The organism is Methanococcoides orientis, assembly GCF_021184045.1.
Taxonomy (GTDB): domain Archaea; phylum Halobacteriota; class Methanosarcinia; order Methanosarcinales; family Methanosarcinaceae; genus Methanococcoides; species Methanococcoides orientis.
In genome coordinates this window covers 1,368,288-1,388,503 of the sequence record NZ_CP073710.1, presented here as the reverse complement: position 1 = coordinate 1,388,503, position 20,216 = coordinate 1,368,288, and the positions used below count along the sequence as shown (strand labels likewise).

General features: G+C 42.4%; 23 protein-coding genes. 11 read left to right on the top strand and 12 right to left on the bottom strand.

From position 1 onward, the window contains the following. Window positions 1-2 precede the first annotated feature (2 nt). The 3 genes from J7W08_RS12235 to J7W08_RS06640 form a co-directional block, all read right to left on the bottom strand. Window positions 3-128: a hypothetical protein gene (locus J7W08_RS12235; protein ID WP_259370102.1), complete on the bottom strand. Its 126-nt coding sequence runs from the start codon at window positions 126-128 to the stop codon at window positions 3-5. Between the two features lie 57 nt (window positions 129-185). After that, the gene (locus tag J7W08_RS06645; protein WP_048204899.1) at window positions 186-608 is read right to left on the bottom strand and encodes a hypothetical protein; all 423 of its coding nucleotides are present in this window, start codon (window positions 606-608) and stop codon (window positions 186-188) included. A 472-nt stretch (window positions 609-1,080) separates the two neighbouring features. Then, window positions 1,081-1,485, bottom strand: a complete 405-nt coding sequence (locus J7W08_RS06640) for a hypothetical protein (protein ID WP_233083762.1) — start codon at window positions 1,483-1,485, stop codon at window positions 1,081-1,083. A 546-nt stretch (window positions 1,486-2,031) separates the two neighbouring features. Here J7W08_RS06640 and J7W08_RS06635 point away from each other — a divergent pair. The 3 genes from J7W08_RS06635 to J7W08_RS06625 all read left to right on the top strand — a co-directional run bounded on the left by J7W08_RS06635 (window position 2,032) and on the right by J7W08_RS06625 (window position 6,176). Next, window positions 2,032-2,379, top strand: a complete 348-nt coding sequence (locus J7W08_RS06635; protein WP_048194994.1) for a TrmB family transcriptional regulator — start codon at window positions 2,032-2,034, stop codon at window positions 2,377-2,379. After that, window positions 2,380-3,018, top strand: coding sequence for a 4Fe-4S binding protein (locus J7W08_RS06630; RefSeq protein WP_233083761.1), 639 nt, complete (start codon window positions 2,380-2,382; stop codon window positions 3,016-3,018). It abuts the gene before it with no gap. 110 nt (window positions 3,019-3,128) lie between these two features. Next, entirely contained in the window at window positions 3,129-6,176 is a 3,048-nt protein-coding gene (locus tag J7W08_RS06625; RefSeq protein WP_233083760.1) for an FAD-binding and (Fe-S)-binding domain-containing protein, read from the top strand. Between the two features lie 12 nt (window positions 6,177-6,188). On the opposite strand, the gene J7W08_RS06620 is transcribed toward J7W08_RS06625, so the two are convergent. Together J7W08_RS06620 and J7W08_RS06615 are read right to left on the bottom strand one after the other, a co-directional pair. After that, the gene (locus J7W08_RS06620; protein WP_233083759.1) at window positions 6,189-6,845 is read right to left on the bottom strand and encodes a hypothetical protein; all 657 of its coding nucleotides are present in this window, start codon (window positions 6,843-6,845) and stop codon (window positions 6,189-6,191) included. Between the two features lie 86 nt (window positions 6,846-6,931). Continuing rightward, window positions 6,932-7,330 carry a TfoX/Sxy family protein gene (locus J7W08_RS06615; RefSeq protein WP_233083758.1) on the bottom strand — a complete coding sequence of 133 codons (399 nt, stop codon included), beginning with the start codon at window positions 7,328-7,330 and terminating at the stop codon, window positions 6,932-6,934. Between the two features lie 357 nt (window positions 7,331-7,687). Between J7W08_RS06615 and J7W08_RS06610 the strand changes: the two genes are divergently transcribed. From J7W08_RS06610 to J7W08_RS06590, 5 genes are all read left to right on the top strand, one after another. Next, a complete protein-coding gene (locus tag J7W08_RS06610; protein WP_233083757.1) occupies window positions 7,688-8,317 on the top strand; it encodes an ABC transporter ATP-binding protein in 630 nt (209 codons plus the stop codon). Next, window positions 8,318-9,115, top strand: a complete 798-nt coding sequence (locus J7W08_RS06605) for an ABC transporter permease (protein WP_233083756.1) — start codon at window positions 8,318-8,320, stop codon at window positions 9,113-9,115. It begins immediately after the preceding gene. Window positions 9,116-9,273: 158 nt separating this feature from the next. Next, a complete protein-coding gene (locus J7W08_RS06600) occupies window positions 9,274-9,789 on the top strand; it encodes a YbaY family lipoprotein (protein ID WP_233083755.1) in 516 nt (171 codons plus the stop codon). 34 nt (window positions 9,790-9,823) lie between these two features. After that, window positions 9,824-10,153: a hypothetical protein gene (locus J7W08_RS06595; RefSeq protein ID WP_233083754.1), complete on the top strand. Its 330-nt coding sequence runs from the start codon at window positions 9,824-9,826 to the stop codon at window positions 10,151-10,153. Further along, window positions 10,150-11,688 carry a protease inhibitor I42 family protein gene (locus J7W08_RS06590; RefSeq protein WP_233083753.1) on the top strand — a complete coding sequence of 513 codons (1,539 nt, stop codon included), beginning with the start codon at window positions 10,150-10,152 and terminating at the stop codon, window positions 11,686-11,688. The genes J7W08_RS06595 and J7W08_RS06590 overlap by 4 nt, the downstream gene beginning before the upstream one ends. Before the next feature lie 32 nt (window positions 11,689-11,720). On the opposite strand, the gene J7W08_RS06585 is transcribed toward J7W08_RS06590, so the two are convergent. Next, the gene (locus tag J7W08_RS06585) at window positions 11,721-12,263 is read right to left on the bottom strand and encodes a M23 family metallopeptidase (protein WP_233083752.1); all 543 of its coding nucleotides are present in this window, start codon (window positions 12,261-12,263) and stop codon (window positions 11,721-11,723) included. A 64-nt stretch (window positions 12,264-12,327) separates the two neighbouring features. On the opposite strand from J7W08_RS06585, the gene J7W08_RS06580 reads away from it, so the two are divergent. Next, window positions 12,328-12,627, top strand: a complete 300-nt coding sequence (locus J7W08_RS06580) for a carboxymuconolactone decarboxylase family protein (protein WP_233083751.1) — start codon at window positions 12,328-12,330, stop codon at window positions 12,625-12,627. Between the two features lie 79 nt (window positions 12,628-12,706). On the opposite strand, the gene J7W08_RS06575 is transcribed toward J7W08_RS06580, so the two are convergent. The 6 genes from J7W08_RS06575 to J7W08_RS06550 form a co-directional block, all read right to left on the bottom strand. Further along, window positions 12,707-13,513, bottom strand: a complete 807-nt coding sequence (locus tag J7W08_RS06575) for a 4Fe-4S binding protein (RefSeq protein WP_233083750.1) — start codon at window positions 13,511-13,513, stop codon at window positions 12,707-12,709. A 45-nt stretch (window positions 13,514-13,558) separates the two neighbouring features. Further along, window positions 13,559-14,074, bottom strand: a complete 516-nt coding sequence (locus J7W08_RS06570) for a gamma carbonic anhydrase family protein (RefSeq protein ID WP_233083749.1) — start codon at window positions 14,072-14,074, stop codon at window positions 13,559-13,561. Window positions 14,075-14,321: 247 nt separating this feature from the next. After that, complete coding sequence (locus tag J7W08_RS06565) at window positions 14,322-15,326, bottom strand: radical SAM protein (protein ID WP_445668778.1); 1,005 nt, start codon at window positions 15,324-15,326, stop codon at window positions 14,322-14,324. 43 nt (window positions 15,327-15,369) lie between these two features. Beyond that, the gene (locus J7W08_RS06560) at window positions 15,370-15,885 is read right to left on the bottom strand and encodes a DUF134 domain-containing protein (RefSeq protein ID WP_233083748.1); all 516 of its coding nucleotides are present in this window, start codon (window positions 15,883-15,885) and stop codon (window positions 15,370-15,372) included. A 167-nt stretch (window positions 15,886-16,052) separates the two neighbouring features. Next, entirely contained in the window at window positions 16,053-16,208 is a 156-nt protein-coding gene (locus J7W08_RS06555) for a CxxC-x17-CxxC domain-containing protein (protein ID WP_233083747.1), read from the bottom strand. Between the two features lie 619 nt (window positions 16,209-16,827). Next, on the bottom strand, window positions 16,828-18,993 hold the full coding sequence (locus tag J7W08_RS06550) for an ATP-binding protein (protein WP_233083746.1): 2,166 nt from the start codon (window positions 18,991-18,993) through the stop codon (window positions 16,828-16,830). A gap of 481 nt (window positions 18,994-19,474) precedes the next feature. Between J7W08_RS06550 and J7W08_RS06545 the strand changes: the two genes are divergently transcribed. Further along, window positions 19,475-19,678: a hypothetical protein gene (locus J7W08_RS06545; RefSeq protein WP_233083745.1), complete on the top strand. Its 204-nt coding sequence runs from the start codon at window positions 19,475-19,477 to the stop codon at window positions 19,676-19,678. A 99-nt stretch (window positions 19,679-19,777) separates the two neighbouring features. Then, complete coding sequence (locus tag J7W08_RS06540) at window positions 19,778-20,215, top strand: 4Fe-4S double cluster binding domain-containing protein (protein ID WP_233083744.1); 438 nt, start codon at window positions 19,778-19,780, stop codon at window positions 20,213-20,215. The last annotated feature ends 1 nt before the right edge of the window (window position 20,216 follow it).

The window sequence follows — 20,216 nt, the reverse complement described above, 5'->3', positions numbered from 1 at the left end:
GCTTACCCTTCCATATACATGATAATACCATATTCAGGATAATCAATTCCTGGTATACCCTTTACGTTCGATTCCAATATTGGTATTTCTTCTTCTGGAATCGGGGATGGAAAATTAATGTGAACCATGGCTACATCACCCTCTTGATGTTGGTATATATACTTTAAATTGACTTTATACACCAGCTATTCATTTTCTTGGAAGAAACAAATATCCCAAGTCTCATCACTGTTCGATGTTGTTAGATTCTCATCGTTGACCACTACACCGTTTTCCGAGAACTCTATACCAATCTCTTTGTTTACCCCATCGATGTGCCTTGCTGTGAGTTCATAATTGTCCGAAAGCTTGAGAATATCCCCATTCCGTAAGGGATACAACGCACTGACACAATTCCCTTGTGTCACTGCGATATCAGTTTCAAACAAATTTTCGTCCCTTGGCTCCTCTCCCACGGGTTCATCTGTATGGACTTCATCCATGGGTTCTTCCACTGACGCTGACTCATCATTGTTTTCAGAATAAAACGGCACTTGGGATAAGATTGCTACTAATACCAAAACAGTTATTGAACAAACTAATATAACTTGCTTAATTCTCATTTGCATCTATAACAACTCCCCAACATTGGCAATATATTTTAGTTGGAAGTATATGAATACATCGGACAAATATGTTAACTGTGTGAATATAGATGTTGAACCAATAGCGCATTTGCTTAAAAAATGTAGAATATAAGAGTGGGAGCTAACCGACCTTTGTCAACTGGATGTGATCCTGGTTTGGTCATATCCATGGGAAAACATCAATAGCTTTGCATTTATTTGAATCATTTTTCAGACAAAATGAATAGTTCAATCCATAAACTGTTGCCGCACATATGACAGAGAGAATTTATAGTCAAAATTTGACTTTATGGTCAAAAAATCAGAAGCTACAATTCTTCTTTAAAATTTTATATAAACACGGATGCTGTGTTCCTTGTCGAAGAATTTTTGAAATTGATACCATTTTCAGAAAAACAAGGGCATTGCAAGTTGCTGATTTCTTGAGTTTATGGTCAAGTGTAACACTTTGTAGTCAAATTGCGTAGTTTGTAGTCAAGAGGACTTTATGGGCAAGCCCTCCTTCTGGTACATCCCATCCTATGAACACTTGGGTTGCTTCACCGGATAATTGAACTTTCTCTTTATTTCCATCAATCGTAATTACGCCTTCAAGAGTTACAAGATTGTTCTCATCGATAGTACCTGAGAAATATGCACCTGCTAATTTTTCAGTTGTAGCGGTTCTGCTTAAATCAGCAATATATTTCTCATCTGTAGGAATTATCAGAACTCCATCTTTTTGATTTAGTTCTATGGTAACTTGTTCAGCATTTGAGCTATCAGACGATATTTCTATCTGGGCACTTACCATTGGAATAAACGATACTAACATCAGTAGCATTATCGTAAAAATAGCATTTCTTTTCAATTTATACATTTACTTATACCTCATTTCAGTAATCCAGAGGCAAAGCTATGCTTATATAGTGTAAACTTCAAAAGCTAACCTTGCCTTTTGGTTTGGGGTTTCAGTTATTCCGTCAAGACTGGCTGAACCCCGCTAACATCTTTGCGATGTTGCATTATATTCTAACTAAGACACAGTATTAATATTTTCTGTCCATATCATCGAACTGAAAAAGAACTTGTTGACTACATGATCATAATATTTAGATTCTTTTTTCACAAAACGATGGTCGAATTTAGGAGATATGTGCGATATCCATTTTGAAACTGATTGCCTCAAGGGTGACATTTCGAATTTAACCCAACAGAATTTGATAGTTATAATTAAATTAAAAAATCTGCAATTGAATATTTCTAAAATAATATTTGTGGGTTTTAGTTCCTACACTATATTACTGCCATATCCACACAGTTATCCACGGTACTGCCAAAACCTTGCATCTTCCTTCAGTACTTAACCACGTTTATATACAACTGCAATAATGTAGCAGTACTGACAAATAATGAAGGTGATTCAATGATCGATTTCGCATGTAAAGAATTCAAAATTAAAGATGTGATAAAATGTGCTCTGAACCTGACACGGGCTGACATGAAAGTGCTGGAGTACTTCTTTGAAGAGCCTGATATTTGGAGCAAAACGGAACAGATTGCAACCCTGACAGAACTCGACCTTTCAACCGTCCAGAGGTCTGTCAAGAAGCTGCATGAAAAAGGCATACTCACAAAATCACAAAACAACCTTGATGGAGGCGGATATTCATTCATTTACAGGATAAACAACAAAGCAGAGATAAAAGAGCTGATCATGGGCATTGTCAGCAAATGGGTAGCGAAGGTCGAACAGGAACTGGAGGACTGGTAAATGTTTAACACAAAAACATATCTCGATAAGATCAGGCCTTATCTTGGTTCACTGGTCATCATTGTCTCCCTTGGAGGTCTCTGGTATCCGATCCTTGGTTACTTCATGGTCGTTGTCATGGGTACACTGTTCATCACCAGCCTCTTCAGAGGGCGTTGGTTCTGTGGTAATCTCTGTCCACGTGGAAGCTACTTCGATTATGGCATAATCAAGATATCGAAGAAAAGGAAGATCCCGAAGATCCTGTCAAGCATGTGGCTCAGAATCCCTGTATTCACAGCAATGATCACTTTGATGATGTACCGTATCTCGGTCACATTTGCTGCACAGAATACCTTTGATCTTATCGGTACCATCTTTGTCTCGGTATGTCTTATGACGACAATCATCGGCACAATCCTTGGTGGCCATTTCAACACAAGGTCCTGGTGTAACTTCTGTCCAATGGGAACAATGCAGAGGATCATCGGCGGCAACAAGTACCAGCTCAAGATGGATCACGATACATGTGTTGACTGCAAGCTCTGTGAGAAGGTCTGCCCGATGGAACTCAAGGTTCGTGATATCGGCAACAACCCGGATTGTATCAAATGCGGAAGATGTGTTGACAAATGTCCAAAGGATTCACTTTCATTCTAAAATGAAGAACATGTTTTCCAATTTTTTCTTTTTTTAAATTGGATAAATCTCACAATTAATGTAATAAGTTTATATTGAAAAACGACCCACAATATAAGGGGGAAGAACGTATGGCAAAAAACACAGCAAACCTCACCTCCTCTCAGGAGGAAGAACTCGGTGGCATATTTGGCGACCGCGTGAATTTCAGCAAACGAGAAAGACACTTCTACTGTCATGATGTCGGTGCACTTCCGTCAATGGCAAAGATGATGTTAGGAAACACCGACCCTGCAGCGATAGTAAAACTTCGCACAGAGGAAGACATTGTCAAGCTAATGGGCTTTGCCCGTAAACATTCCATTCCTGTTGTTCCTCGCGCTGGAGCATCATCCGGTTACGGTGGTGTAATTCCTACAAAGGGCGGTATCATTGCAGATGTCAACCTGTTGAACGAGATAATCTCCATCGATGCAGATAACATGACCGTTACTGTCGGAGCAGGTATTGTATGGGAGCGCCTTGAGAAAAAGCTCAATGAAAAGGACCTTTCTGTTTGTGCCATGCCTTCAAGTGCCCCCGCAGCAACAGTAGGTGGCTGGCTTGCACAGAACGGTATTGGTTACGGCAGCTATGAATATGGCTGGTCCCAGGACACCATGGTCTCTGCAAGAGCAGTATTGCCAAACGGTGAGGTCAGGGATTTCACAGGCGATGAAATGGACAGCCTTATCGGAAGTATGGGTACTGTCGGTATCATTACACAGATCACCCTGAAGATCCGCAACCTGGAAAACACAGCATCCATTTCAGCAGAATTTGCTGATTCAGAATCCATGCAGAAGGCCCTTCAGGCAGTAGCTGCAGAAAAAGTGCCACTCTGGTCAATATCATTTATAAATCCCGATTGGGCAGGCATGAAGAATGAAATGCCATTTTCAACCCATCATGGCGAAACGGTTGTCGAGGACAGGCCGGAATTGCCGAAGTCATATATTTGTAACTTTATTTATCCTGAATCAAGGGATGTTAGTGCTCTTGAAAATATCATAACCAGCAATGGTGGCAAGGTTCTTTCTGAAGATATATCCAAACATGAAGCTGGTGAGTGGTTCCGCTCCATGAAGGTCAAGAGGCTTGGTCCTTCGTTCATCCCTGCGGAGATCATCGTCCCTGTGGACAAGGTTGGCAAGGTCTTCAATGAGATCAAAGCCAAGATCGATCTTCCTGTACTAATAGAAGGTATGGTGGAGAAGAATGGCAATGTGATACTTCTTTGTTTTATTCCTCACTCCGAGAGATCATTCAAGTTCAACCTTGCATTCACACTCGGTATCAGCATCATCAAGATCGCCGAGGAGAATGGCGGCAGGATCTATGCTTCAGGTCTCTACTTTGCCAAGGAGGCAGAGAAGGTCTATGGCGACCGACTGAAGAAGATGGTTGCACTGAAGCAACAGGTCGATCCGGATGACATCATGAACCCTGAGACCATCTCAGGTAAAGGTATCCTAAAAGCAGGTATCTCAATGTCCAAGGCATTTGAGCCGATCATGAGATTCGTCGGAAACAGAAGTGGTGTCGGTGAAGAGACCTTCAAAAAGCAGAAGGACATCCCGGCAGACATCGTATCCCATGCATACACCTGTGCACAGTGTGGTTACTGTGTGGAAGAGTGTGACCAGTACTACGGTCGTGGATGGGAATCCCAGTCCCCGAGAGGTAAGTGGTTCTTTATTAAGGAATACCTTGCCGGCAGGGACAAGATGACACAGGAGCAAGTGGATACTTTCCTTGCCTGTACGACCTGCGAGCTCTGTGACCACAGATGCCAGCTTGACCTTCCGATCAACGATTCCTGGATGACCATGAGGAATGAACTGGTGGTTGAGCGTGGTATGATGACAATCCCGCCGTTCGAGATCATGGCTTCCAGCCTGCTCAAGGAAAGGAACATCTGGGGAGAATACCTCAAGAACAGGGAAGAATGGATCCCTGAGGATCTCAAGCCCAAGATCAAGGACAAGGCTGAGTATGCTTACTTTGCAGGCTGTACTGCATCATTTGTCGAGAAGGACATCGCTGAAGCCTCGGTCCGTCTGCTGACAGATGCCGGAATGGAGATCACCTACCTTGGCAAGGAAGAATCCTGCTGTGGTATCCCGATGCTTGCTGCCGGTAAGTGGGATGTTTTCGAGAAGATCATGAGGATGAACATCGAGAACATGAGGAAGAAGGGTGTAAAGACCGTTATCACATCCTGTCCTGCATGCTGGTTGGTATGGGACACCTTCTATCGCCAGTGGGCGGAGAAACTCGGTATTGAATACGATTTCGAGGCAAAGCACTACTCACAGGTGCTTCAGGACAAGCTCGATGTACTTTCCGAGAAGTTCGTCACACCTCTTGACAAGGTTGTCACAGTACACGATGCATGTCACATGGGCCGTGCCGGTGGTATCTATGAGCCACCAAGGGACCTTATCAAGTCAGTTCCGGGCGTTGAGCTGCGTGAAATGGAGCACAACAGAGCAGAAGGTCACTGCTGTGGTTCAGTCCTTACACTGGTCGCTGACCCGGCTATCGCTAACGTCGTCGGTAACATGAGGTTGAAGGAAGCTGAGGATATCGGTGCTGACATAATGGTCGCTGCCTGTCCATGTTGTCAGGTACAGTTGAGGATCGCTGCAGAGAAGAGCGGCAGTCCGGTGGATGTACAGGACCTTTCAGCAACAGTTGCTCGCAGTATGGGATATGATATTCCTGATACAACGAACACTGCACTCACAGCATGGGTTACATTCGATCAGATGATCGCGCTCCTCAAACCTGAGAACATGACCGACCTGATGGTGGAACTCCTCCCACAGATGATGGCTGCAATGCCTGCTCCACTGCGTGGTATGATGAAGATGGTCAAGTACGTACCTGGTATGGACCTCATGATGAAGCCAATGATGCCGGTCATGATGCCAATGCTCCTGCCAGGCATAATGCCAAAGGTCATGCCTGACATGCTCAAGGCTGTGGAGAAACGTGTGCAGATGTCCGATGACATGAAGGAACAGATGCCTGATCTCATGCCACAGTCAATGGAGAACCTGATGCCTAACATGCTTCCGCAGATCATTCCACTGCTGACGCCGAGGATGATCAAGTACATCAAGGAAGATATGTGATACAAAACAAGGTTAGACTGCAATAGGACAATAGTACCAGCCAATAAAGCCTTTTAAAGAGGACAGGAGGGAGTTCTTCCTGTCCTGACTATTTTCGATATCCAGAGATGTTACATTTCCTTCTCCGAGATAATATGATCGTGCTATCAGATACAAAATATCATTTTGCTTACCAGTGAAATTGGTCGTGTCTTTTGTACCGTAATATGTTATGAAATAATCCTCGCTCGTTTCAAGGAACGGGGTTCTATAGACGATGAAGTAACCTGATGTTTCTGTTCCTTGGTATCTGGTCGCATTAAATACCCTTGGTCCGTTGGTAGGTTGCCAATTTTTACCGCGATCATTGATGACTGCGTCCAGCTCGTTTGTGATATTAATTTCGACAATCTTGAACTGTCCAGATTTCTTTAAGTATTCTGACAATTTTAGCTCCCCTTCCAGAAAAGAAGATTTCTTTTCAAAATACCACACACACATGATCGTGGAATTTGAGTAGCTTCCGGCCGCTGAGTATTCAGAAATAGTTGGGAATAAAGAAAGATCTGCTTCCTTATCACTTGCTCTATCAGGTAGATACCATTCTTTCATGATCTCAGCAGGAGGTAATCCCGGGCCAATTATCAGATATGTGGATACTACATAGATGGAAATAGCTAACAGGGACATCAAAACAAGTATAGATAATTTCTTACTACTTCTCAGAGATTGAAACATCTCACATCACCTAAAAAAGAAAAGATGTGATCATAGCATCATTTCTCACTCTTTTTTGCTTTCCCGGCAGCTGTTTTTTTCTTCTTTTCCTTTTTCTCTTTCTTCGGAAGGGAGCTTACATAGCTATATGATATGTCCAGCCATTTCCGGAACTCAATCTCATCATCGTATACTGCCGGTGGGATAAGGGCATATTCTCTCATGCGCCTGCCGTTTGGTGTAAAAGGTGCTGCTTCGTCGTATTCTTCGTAGAGCTTCTGCTGGTCTTCCTCCTGCAGGCGCAGCATGATCCCGTCACCATGAACTCCGATGAACATGTTTCCGTTCACGAAGTAGACAGGGCTGCCGAACATCTTCCGGAATTCAACATCATATTCAGAAACGGCTTCTCCCATCAATTCCCCAAGTTCCTCTGAAGCTTTCTTCCACGCTGTCATAGTAAAAAGTATTGGGAAGATGGGATATATAAGTAACGTCAGGGTAAATTCATTTCAAAAATACTGATAAATTTATCTTTCAGCAGGATTTGGATAAGGTCATTGTTCTTCATTTCTGTCAAATAACAAGCTGATGAGCTAATGTTGTTACTATAATCCTGATTTAACTAAAATAACATGAAATGCGAAATATGTATTAATGGATGTGTAAAAAGAGCAATTTTTGGATAAATACTTTCATATAAGATTCATGTGCACTAACTTTTAAGTCCTTTGCCAACAGCGAGTCATATGTTACTCTGTTGAGTACTATGGATTCTAATATAAATCTCCAAATGATAAGGTGAACAAAAGCTAATGAGTCCGGAACTTTTGAAGTATAAGGATATCTCTATCCGTTATGGTGAGAAGGAAGTATTATCTCACTTCAACCTTGATATTAAGAAAGGGGATCGTATTCTGCTGAAAGGCAGGTCCGGTTCAGGTAAGTCTACACTTTTAAAGATGCCAATGGGCTTTGCCCATCCTACAAGCGGAAGCCTCTATTTTAACAACCGGCTGCTTGATAGCAATACTGTATGGGATGCAAGGAAAAGGATCGCTTATGTTTCACAGGACCTTGATATCTACGAAGGTTCGGTGAACGAATTTATCGAGGAAGTGTTTTCCTACTCTTTTAATGAAGGAAAACTGGACAGGACCAAGCTCAGAAGGCTTCTTGTTTATCTGGGATTTGAGAAAGACGTTCTTGAAATGGATTTCGAGGATCTATCCGGGGGCGAGAAGCAGAGAATAGGCATAATCATGTCAGTGCTGATTGGAAAGGATGTCTACCTGCTCGATGAGATCACCTCTTCTCTTGATGCTGCACTGAAGGAAAAGGTCGCTAATTATTTCCTGGAACGCAAAGAATGGACACTTGTAGTGATTTCCCATGATGATGTCTGGGAAAAAGAAAATGTAAGAATAGTACCGGTGGGTGTTTGAATGGAAGCTGTTGATATTAGCTATCTATCCCTCATAGCATGTTTCCTTTTACTTGCAATTCCTCTGTTTGTAAGTCATTATCTTAAGCTCGGGATAATCCCTGACACAGTTGTTTCGGCTTCAAGAATGGTCTTACAACTTGCTTTTGTGGGTTTTTTCCTTACAGTACTTTTTGACCTGAACAATTCAGTCGTGAATTTTTTGTGGCTAATGTTAATGGTCCTTGCAGCAACCCATTCCACCATAAATGATGTTGATCTTGACCTGAAGAAATTGCTACTGCCGACACTTGCTTCATTTGTAGTAGGAAACTTCCTGATAATCGTTTACTTCAATGCGTTTGTTGTAGATCTTGAGAATCTCTTTGATGCCCGGTACCTGATACCAATATTCGGCATGTTCCTTGGAAATTCCCTGAGAGGAAATATCGTAAGCATCAGCAACTTCTATGATGCGATACGGAGGAATGAGAATCGTTATCTGTACAGTCTGTCTCTGGGTGCGAAAAAACATGAAGCTATTCTTCCCTATGCCAGAAAAAGTCTTAACCTTGCATTGAAGCCCTCGATCGCAAGCATGTCCACAATTGGTATCGTCTCACTGCCGGGGATGATGACCGGTCAGATAATAGCAGGTTCCAGTCCGATCCTCGCTATCAAATATCAGATGGCCATAATGATTGGGATCTATGTTTCTACCGTGATGACGGTTGCCATTGGTATATTTATGACCATGCGTTCAAGTTTCGATGATTATGGTATCCTTAAAGAAGATGTTTTCAAGTCAACACGTGCCTGATCTGGTTTGCATTTTCCTTTCTTTTTTCTTCTTCCATTGGCTTCCTTTTTCTACTAATTTATCTGGCTTAGAAGACTACGAATTATTTTGTAGCTTAAATAAATGATTTATATCTACGGATCATTTGTTCATTTAGTTACTAGTGAGGAATGATCAACATGAAAAAAAAATTCGTATTAGGGCTGACGCTTTTGTTGGTAATGGCCGCTGCATTTTCAATGGGCTGCACGGAAACCGGTTCAGATGGGCCAGCAGATGACGTTAGTGAAACTGATGAAGGAGCAGATCATGAAGCAGGTGAAGATACTGATGATCAGGTTTCAGAAGAAAATGGTGTTCAGGGAATGATCATATTTGACGAACCTGTTGAGTCATTCTCTAATGCGACTATCTACCTGAAGGTCGAGGATGTAAGTCTTCAGGATGTTGCATCAGTTGTTATTTCAGAAGATACCATTGATGATGTTTCCATGGATGCTGGTAACATTGAGCCAGTGCCATACATGATAAATCATCCTGATCTTGAGGAAAGAATGACCTATTCACTTTCAGTACATGTGGATGTGGATGGAGATGAAAGACTTTCAAATGGTGACTATTATAGCACCTGGCACAACCCTGTACCTACAGATCCCGGAGTACATGATCTGGATGTTCATGTGGAAATGATCTGATAATAACGTCTAAAGAAAAAAGGGGACTATCGTTATGGACTGTGTATCAAATCCTGTAAACGTTGATAAATTCCTGATCCTTCCTATTTCTGAAGGGTCAAGAACCGTAACTGAAGTGCTTTCAAGAGAAGGCTCTTTCAGGATATTGGAAGTGCTTTCTGAAGATTTGCTTTCTGTCAGGGAAATTTCCCGGAAGACCGGTCTTCCCTTTGTGGATGTTGAAGCTAAGGTCATGGCCCTGATGGAGTCCGATCTTGTAGAGGTAAAGAACACATCCTCCGGTCAGGAGGGGAAAGAAGATATCTACGGACCTGCTAATAGATTTGTAGCATTCTCTTCTGAAGACAAAAGCATGGTTGTATGAGTTCAATCTCTGGTGCGAACATGGTCACTAAAGACGTTGAAAATAAGAACATGGCTGAAAATGAAGATCCAAATCAGGAAAGTTCGGACAATGTAGTTGTACTTCCGCTCAACGAGGATTCAAAGAAGATAACACAGACGCTTTCCAATGAGAAGTCCCTGAAGATTCTGGACCTTCTTTCCGAAGAGCCGATGTCTGCAACGGATATCTCTAAAAAGCTCGGTCTTTCAATTACCACTATCAAGTACAACATTGACAGCTTGCTGGAAGCTGATCTTATCAAAGTTCACAGGATCAAATGGAGTGAGAAAGGTCGTGAGGTCAAGATCTACGAGCCTGTGCAGAAACTGATCGTAGTGGCTCCCGGGAACATGAACGTCAACAGAGCTTCCATAATCAGCATGCTACAGCAGTATATCGGTGTTATCGGTGCTGCATTCCTTGGTGCTGCAGGGCTTCAGTACCTGTCAAGGCCTGTTGCTATCGAGAATGGGGAGATGCTTTCAGCACCTGCCATGATGGCTTATGATATGGAAGAGGAAGTCCTGCGTGAAGCACCTATGGACATGGCCCCTCAGCTTGCTGCTGATGAGGCTGTAGGAGAAGTTGCAAAAGCAGTTCCTGAAGAAGCTGCTCCCCAGCTCATGGACAGCGTTCATGCGTTCTTCTCGAACTTCTCTGATAATATCGGTCTCTGGTTTTTCCTGGGATGTCTTTTTGCTGTCCTGCTGATGGTAATAAAAGGACGCTACTATGACAATGCCAGCAGTTCTACTAAGAGGTCTGTAAAACGCTATCTTCTACCAATAATGCTCGTTGGAGTGGTGATAGCTGCACTTTCTGTGGGAATGGCTCCGGCAGAGGATGGCCAATTCATTTTCCCTGAGGTCGAGAAAATACCGGCGGACTATGTTTTCACAGAAGAGGACAATGGCACTACAGTATCTGTCAAAGCTGGAAGTATAGTACGCATTGATGTTGATGCACCATCGGAAGGCTACTGGTCTCTTTCAGATCGTGATGACCTCTCCATAATGGAAGAAGGATATGGATACTCATCAACATACAGTCCTGTAGATGATGATTCTACATATGGATGGACCCTTGAGACATTGTCCATTGGTGAGAAATCCATCATGGCCGAATACAATTCCTGGAGTGGTGAGTCTGATGTTCCGGATAATTTCGAGATGACCCTGATCGTGCAAGGGGATAATGAACTTTATCCGTCCTTCATCGTGGATGGCTACTATTTCGGAGATGCGATCGAGATAAAAGAAGGCGAATGGATGCTTATCAGGCTGTTCGAATCAACAGCAGACACATATGCTTGGAACATGACCTTGACGGACGGTCTCCAGGTAAGAGGGGATGAGTTCATCCCGCAATCTGAAGGTTCCCTTTATGGACAGCATGAATGGGAAATAGAGGCCATTGCAGCTGGTGATCAGAATATTTCTGCCATATACATGCAACCAGAAGTGAACCTTACAGGATATGAGCAGACCCTTGACCTTACGGTCAGGGTTCTGTGATCATTTATTGAGATTTCACCTTATTTTATATTTTAATGGCTTTCAATAGACCTAAGGTATTCAGTAGGGTCGAGAAGCTTTTTTGGCCGTTCGTCTCCGAACCAGTTACCTCCTAGATAATCCTTGTCTTCAACGACAGGATCATTTTCCCACAGCTCAAAGTGGAGCATGCTGGGATTTTTATCTTTTAGCTTCTGAATGTATTCGGGAGCATTCCCGTCAATTTTGTCACTGTTCAGCACAGTACCGACATATCCGATCAGCTGCCCGGCTTCAACAGTATCTCCTACCTTTACGTTCGAAGAACCAAGTTCTCCATATTTGCAGAAAAGTCCGGAATGGTTTCTGATGATGATGTAATGTGTTTCATTCCAGTAAGATATCCTTTCGGGTGATGTCATTATACCGACGTCAATTACTTCCCCACTCTCAATAGCAATAACAGGTTCACCTTCAGGTGCATAAATGTCGATACCGCAATGGTGACGGTCTTTCCTATCCTCCCAGAAGGAACCGCTTTCTCCGTTATTCCGGTGGATGTTCTCCGTCTTTTCAGTAAAGGGAAACTTTTTCATCCATTTTGATTATGAACAAATTCATATATATTCCTGTCAGTCTTAAAATGAAGGTGATCATAAAATGTCAGAAAATCCACTTCAGGTCATAATAGATTCCGATGCAGACTTTTTCCAGCTTCTTGAGGATACACGTATAACTTCTTTTGAAGAAGATGGCATCCCATTAAAATACAAGCTCCTTATGGCAATGGCACTTGATGCATCAAAAGGCGCTGTGAACGGCGTAACATCCCTTGCAGTACAGGCAATGGAAGCAGGAGCTACAAAAGAAGAGGTTATGCAGGCAGTAAAGATCACCCATTACATCTGCGGTGTGGGAAGTGTCTATACCGCTGCAAATGCTTTAAAGGACGTCCTTTAATCCTTTTTAGCTTTTGATTTTTAACTTTTAACTTCTATTTTTTTATGTTTTGTTTCTCACCCGGAGCACATGTTGCCGGTTATTTTCCACCATAAGAACGTACATGTTCCCATGCATTGTGATACTTCTTGAACTCATCCTTCTTTTTATACATTGAAGCATTTTCCCTTCCGTAGGTTTTGCGATCCTCTCCGATCGGACAGACCTTTATACATATCCCGCAAGGTGAAATCTCTCGTTTATTCAGCTCATCGCTAAAGGATGCACATGCTTTCTTGTCAGTGATCCCTTCGGGATAGTTCTTTTCCGCAAGTGCATTTGACGGACACATCCTGACACAACGCATGCAATGGTTGCATAGCTGCTTTTCCATGATGTTGTCCGGTTCAAGTTCAGCAGTGGTGAAAATAGTACCGAATCGTATCCTGGGGCCGTATTCTGGAGTCAGGATGGTATTGTTGACTCCGAAGTTTCCAAGACCTGCAAGGACTGCAGCATGTCGGTGTGAAAAGAAAGCAACGGGATTATCCAGAAGTACCTTGATAGAGCCGTATCCATCCCTTGGAACGAAGATAGAAGAATAGCCTTTCTCAGTAAGGAAGTTTGACAGTCGGTAGGTGTACTGGTCCAGCAGGCTGTTCACTGTCTTGTAGAGCTCGCGGTAGTATATCGATGGAGATGTCTCCAGCACCGGGAGTGTCACTGGTAGTCCTATGACTATCGCAGATCTTGCTTCAGGGTAGATGGACTGAGGATGGAATTCTTCAGGTATCCATGGATGGAACAGGGGCTTTTCCCAGCGCTCAACATTGGCCACCCCGACCAGCGGGATCTCCATTTCCCTGCATTTTTCCAGAAGGACTTCTTTCAATTGTTGTTTTTCCATGTAACCTCAATCCTTTTAATCAATTAATGGAGATGTGATGATCGATCAGTTCTTCTTCTGCTTCCTATATTCCGCTGCCAGCTTCACATATTCTGCTGCATTTTCCCTTATCATTACAGCATCCTCAGGTGTGGCTTCCCTTCTTACTTTCCCGGGAACTCCTGTGATAACGCTGTTAGGCGGGAATTTCTTGCCTGGTGGAACAAGTGCATTGGCACCAACGATGGAATTCTCTCCGATCTCGACACCGTCAAGCACTGTGGAGTTCATGCCTATGAGAACATTGTCTCCGATCTTACAGCTATGCAGGACTGCCCCGTGACCCACGGTCACATCGTCCCCTATCTCGGTTGGAGTTGCGGGGTCGGTGTGGATAACTGAATTGTCCTGGATGCTTGTGCGGTTTCCTATCTTTATTTTATCCATGTCTGCCCGGAGGACCGCATTGAACCAGATGCTTGAGTTCTCACCTATAACCACGTCTCCGATGATGTCTGCGGATTTTGCGATGAATGCAGTTTCAGCAACGATTGGTTCCTTGTCCTTGAATTTTAATAGCATTTTTCTCACCTGATCAAATCGTTCTATTATATTTGTGGAGTGTTGGGATATTTAGTCCTATGGATTGGAGCAAATTAGTTGGAGTAATAGTATACGACCTCCGAGTCATGGAGCGATTTGTTTTATTTACATATTTTAGAAGGAAAAGAGGATATTGTGACTAAAAGGTTCAGTGCATGGAGTGTGTAGAATGCAAATACTCGGAGGAAAACAATATCTTCCGAAAAATTATAAAAAGCTGAGTAAGTTATGTTGGGCGATAGTAAGTCCCGTTCTCAGATAAGATCTCAATGATCTTCTGTTCCCCGACCAGTCCTTCAATTATCGGGGCAAGTTCCTCCTTATCAATATCCAGCGACTGCACCACCTGCTCAAATGTACAGGGCCTGCGGAGTATAAGATCATAGACCTCATCTACGAGGTTCTCATGCTGTATGTTCGACCGCTTTCTCTTGAGTCCCTTAAGCACAAGTCTTACTCTTTCCCTTCCCAGCTCCTCATCAAACCTTTTTGCGATCTCCTTGAGCCTTATCTCAGGAACAGGTACGATAAAATCTTCAGCCGGAGGTCGGGTTGTGGTCAGCACTTCGATCTCGTCCGGATCGATGTACTTTAGGACCTCGATGAGCTTACCGACCTCCTCGTCGCTTGAATTGACAGGATAGTCGTTATCTGAGTCCAGAAGCATGACCTCGATGGAGAGTTTCGGCCCCTTCATCTTCTGCAGTTTCCGGAGTCCTTCGATGATGTCCTGAAGTTCGATCCCTCCCGCTGGCCTGTTGATCGCCTGAAATGTATCTTCATTTCCTGAGGCCAGGGTAGCGACCACAAGGTCTGCTTTCGAAAGATTTTTTCTGACCTCCTCCCTGCTAACGAGGGAAGAGTTCGTGATCACAGAAATGGGAACATCGCTGATCTGTCTGATCTGCTCGATCATGTTTCCCAGTTCCAGGTTCAGTGTAGGTTCACATGTTCCTGAAAATGTGATGTAGTCAAGATCATCCACTTTCTTGTGGTAGTTAGTGATGCCATCGATCACTTCTTCAGTTGTTACAGAATCGGTAACGTCTGAAAGGGTCGATATCTTCCATTCCACATGTCCAAGCTGACAGTAGACACAGTCAAAATTGCAGTTCTTCCTGAACTCGCCCTTTTTGATAATATCGATCCCAAGCGACCTTCCAAGCCTCCTTGAAAGGATCGGGCCGTAGATGATCCTTGACTTCATTTTGATCACATTTGTTGATTTCATCCCGGTTTTCCTGTGAGGTCCTTCAGTTTGTTTCTCTGCCTGATCATTTCCTGACCATGGGCTTTCCACATTCCGGACAGGTCATCTGTGCACAGGGAACCCCTGGCTGGTGAGTTTGTTCATAACCACAGCTCGGGCACTTGCATTCTCCTCCGGGTCCGGCAGTTCCTGCTCCCTTTCCACCGCGGAAGCCTCTTTGTCCCCGACCCTGACCTTGATTCTGTCCTCCGACTGGTCCCTGGCCCATCGATCCTGTTCCGTCCTTTCCTGGCATTGTATAGTCTCCTCCTTCTACTCGAATTGATTTTCCATGTACAAGAGCATCTGCGATCTTTTGCAGTGTTCTCTGGAGCGTCCTTTGAAAGGTGGACTGGTGTATTTCCATAGTTTGGGCAGCACTGTCCTGCTTCATCTTTTCAAGATAGCTCAGCCTAAGGGTTTCCAGTTCATCAATAGTTATGTTGACCTCTTCCAGATCTTTCAGGCAAGTGCCTGATGGTTTGAAATGCCTTACATTGTGGTCGAAATTAACCATTCTTCTTTTTCTCGGGCGTCCCATAGTTATGCATTATAATGCATAATGTTGATAAAACTTTTGATTTTATTTTATGGATGTTTGTGATGCAGAAAATCAAAAAAAAGAAGATTTATGTTGCTTTTAGAAATGTTCTATCTAATCGCACATTTCACTTTGAGCTTCTAAAAAAGATTGTCATTCACATCCACTTAGTCTTTTTTAGGTGGTTTGTGTTTCTGGAAGCATTCCTTGCAGTATACCGGTCTTTCTGGGTCCGGTACGAAAGGTACGTGTGTTTCCTGACCGCAGTTAGTACATTTTGATTTGTGCATATCTCTTGGCCCTTTGAAATCTATTTTTTTCATTTGTTTCCCTCCCTTTATCACATATGAAATATTTATGTTCCACGCAATGCTTTATTGAAGCTACTTGTCCGGTTTGCTTGCAGGGGTGCAATAGGTTGGGCATAGCACATGAAATGGGCATAACCTTTCTGCCAGATACTGATCTTCTGAATCATTTATCTTCGTCAATATTTCAGCATAAGTAAAACATCAATATTGTATTGGTCCAGAAAATCTGCAATACCCCAAATTGCATTTCCCCAATAAAAAAATGTGTTCAATTTAATATATATTTATTGGACGTCCTCAAGGTGGATCTGTTGAGGAAGAAGGTCATTGACATGCTTTATACTGAATGGAAGAATATGGGGTTCTCTAAGGGTACGTTAGATTATATGAAGCAGAATGCCAAAAGTGATCATCCGCTTAATTTGAATACTCATGTCCGGGGGATATTGGAAGGATGGAGTAACAGGATTAGTGTAAATGTATAACTTACACGGTAAGATCAATGGCATCAACAGGTTTTGCATAGCTAAAGGCTATCGGTAGCAATAGAAGATCTAGTGATATTACTGATATCAATATGAGAGTTTTTTTATAACCGGTGATAATATCACTAATACTTCTGAATAGGATCTTATTGCACTTTGCTCTCAATAGGAATTGCGAATGTGAAGGTACTTCCATTTCCAACTTCACTTTCGACCCAGATCTCACCATCATGCATTTCAACAAACTTCTTGACAAGTGCAAGGCCAAGGCCGGTGCCCTCATAGTCTCTGGTAGTTGAAGAATCCACCTGATAGAAATGGTTGAACAGTTTATCCTGATCCTCTGGTGAAATACCGATACCACTGTCCTTTACAGAAATATGCACAAAGTCCTCTGACATTTTTCCTTCAATTGTCACTGATCCTTTTTCATCTGTGAACTTAATGGCATTGCTCACGAGGTTGTAAAGGATCTGTTTGAATTTTAGTATGTCTGCTTTTATGGCAGGCATTTCAATGTCGATGTTACATGTCAGGTTAATGTCCTTCTTTGATGCAATGGGTATCATCAATGCTTCTACTTCATCAATAGCATCGGATACAAAGAATTCATTAATATCAAATTCCATCTTTCCGCTTTCGATATTTGAGAGGTCCAGTAGATCATTGATCAGCTCCAAAAGGTGGTTTCCATGTCTAAGAACATTAGATATGTATTTCTTCTGATCTTCATTCAAAGAGCCGTAATTTTCACTGGAGAGTATGTCCGAGAATCCGATGATCAAAGTAAGAGGAGTTCTTAGCTCATGGCTTATATTAGATATGAACTCCGACTTGGCCCGGCTTGCATCTTCGGCAGCGAGTTTTGCTTTTAGCATTGCTTCCACTGCATTCTGATGCTCTCTAATATCTCTTGCAGTGGAGATTATGGCTGGCTTGCCAGCATACTCAATAATACGGTTGCTTGTTTCTATAGGGATGGGGGTACCGTCCTTACGGATAGCCATGCTTTCAAATATAGCATGTCCATCCTCGTGCAATTGTTTGATACTATCGGATACTTTTGATGCATATTCAGATGAATCCAGATCCTTTAATGTCATACTCAGCATTTCATCCCGGCTGTAACCTGTGAATTCACAAGCAACTTCGTTCACTTCCAATATGGTACCTTCTGAATCGTATATTATAATTGGATCATTAGAATTATTAAAAAATGATTTGAATTTAGATTCCGATCTCTGCAAAGCAAGCATTGCTTTTTCATTGCTATTTGTAAGCTTGCTCATATTATCCAACATTTGATTGAGGCCCAGGGGAATCTTCTTAAAATCAACCTGTACATCGGTATCAGCCCTTGTATCAAAATTTCCAGTTAATGCATTATCGGATATCAATTTAAAATCATTTAGCATCTTTTTTATGGTCTGGTCTGTTGACCGTGAGATCATATAAGCGATCCCGCCCACTAGAATAATTGAAAATAGCGACATAAATATGAGGCGATTCCTCAAAATCGTTACTCCTGCAAGCATCTCATCTTTTGGAGCACAGAGTACAAAACTATAGGTCCCTTCATTAATAGGTTCATAGAACATCACAATTTCTCTGCCGGTGTCAGGGTCCATTGTTTCGATGTATCCACTTTTCCCTTCTTTGATGTCGGTTGCCATCTCTGATATCTCTGGAATACCAAAGTCATTTAGCGTCTTTGTCCCGATCCATTCCTTATGCTCCGGATGAGACAACAGTGTACCGCTGTTACTTGTAACAAAAGTATAACCGGTCTCAAAAGCAGTAACATTAGAAACGATCTCATCAAAATATTCTAGCGACACATCAACCCCGCCAATTCCAACGAACTCACCATTTCTGATAATCGGAGAATCATAGCTCACCATCAGTATTCCCTGATAAAAGTAAGGTTCTATTGCCACGGTTTGTTTGAGTTTCTTTGGAAGCTGGTAATATTCTAATATCTCATAATCTTCAAGAGGCTCAACACCGATCGAGCCGTTTATCGTGTTCCAGTATGGTACAAACCTTCCGGTTTCATCATGGCCTTCCGTTCCTATAAATTCAGAATCTCTTCCATCAAAGGCATTGGGTTCATAGCCAACATAAACTCCAACCAGCTGGGGGTTTTCCAGAAGTATGCCTTTTAGCATATCGTTCACCTCATCCCTTTCAGCTGAATCGTAATTGCTCATTGATGTTGAGATCGTTTTAACAATACCTTGGTTTGTTCTTGCATTGCCATCGAAATAATTCGCATAGTTCTTGGTCATTTCTATGGATTGCTGATATGCCATTTCCTCCTGTTGATCTGTTACTGTAGAAATACTAACTATTGCAGATACAGATAGGACTAAAAAAGCACCTAACGTCACATATAAAAATACTTTTTTCCCCAGCGATATATTACTCGATTCCATTTCAATAAACTCGGATTTTATGATTTTTAGCAAATATGAACTTTGGTGGGCTAACGATTTGCTTATATATATACATTGCTAACAATTTAGCTATGTAAATATACTTTTTTTCTAATATCTACTCAGATAAAACAGCTTCAAGCTCCTGTTTTTCTTCCCCCTCTTCCCTTATTATTATATACTTCATTCAGAGAACGATAATCACAAGAGATGTAATGAGAAACAGGATGGCAACAAGGACAAGATCTCAGTTGATTAGAATGTATTTAATACTCTAAATTAGACATCTAATTTACAACAACCCAAACAAATTCTATAATGAACACATTTATAATTTTGAATCCCTTCTATCAAACTCATGGACCTCAAGGGATCGATTTCAAAAAAGGCTTTATCCGAGGGTTTCCAGCTCTTTGGTGTTTCAGACATCAATAAGCTGGAAAAAGTTGAATTTCCATCCGGGCGCGGACTTATGCGACCATCTGAGGTCATGTCGGATGCAAGATCTCTGTTTGTTCTGGGTATGGCTATAAATGATAACGGGATGAATGCTGCCATATAGAATGCTGGGTCATCATCGGCTGAAAATGCTGAATGTCACATCCTTTATTATGAAGTAACCGAAGCTCGTGCCTGGAGGCTCGTATCCTGGCTTAAAGATATGGGCTATAATGCCACACCAAGCCATGATGTACACATAAAGGTAGCAGCACACCTTGCAGGATTAGGTTTTATCGGACACAATACTCAGGTAATAACTTCTGAGTATGGTCCAAGAGTTCGATGGATAGCAGTATTGACCGATGCAGAACTCGAGCCGGACGAGCCATATGTTCATGATCTCTGTGCAGAGCAACCACGCTGTCAGGAAAGGTCAATATGTGTCAAAAGTTGTCCATATCAGGCTATAATTCCAGGTCCTTCTCAGGGAGTAGCTCCCGGGGAGAAGGTGATCCGCGATAGGTGCGTGGTGGCGCATAAATTTGACAAGGATCTCGAAGATAAGTGGGCAAAACACTTTCAACAGATTTCCAATTTTGGTTCTGTATCATGCACCATCTGCAACCTCGTGTGCCCTTATGGAAAAGCGGATGGCTAAA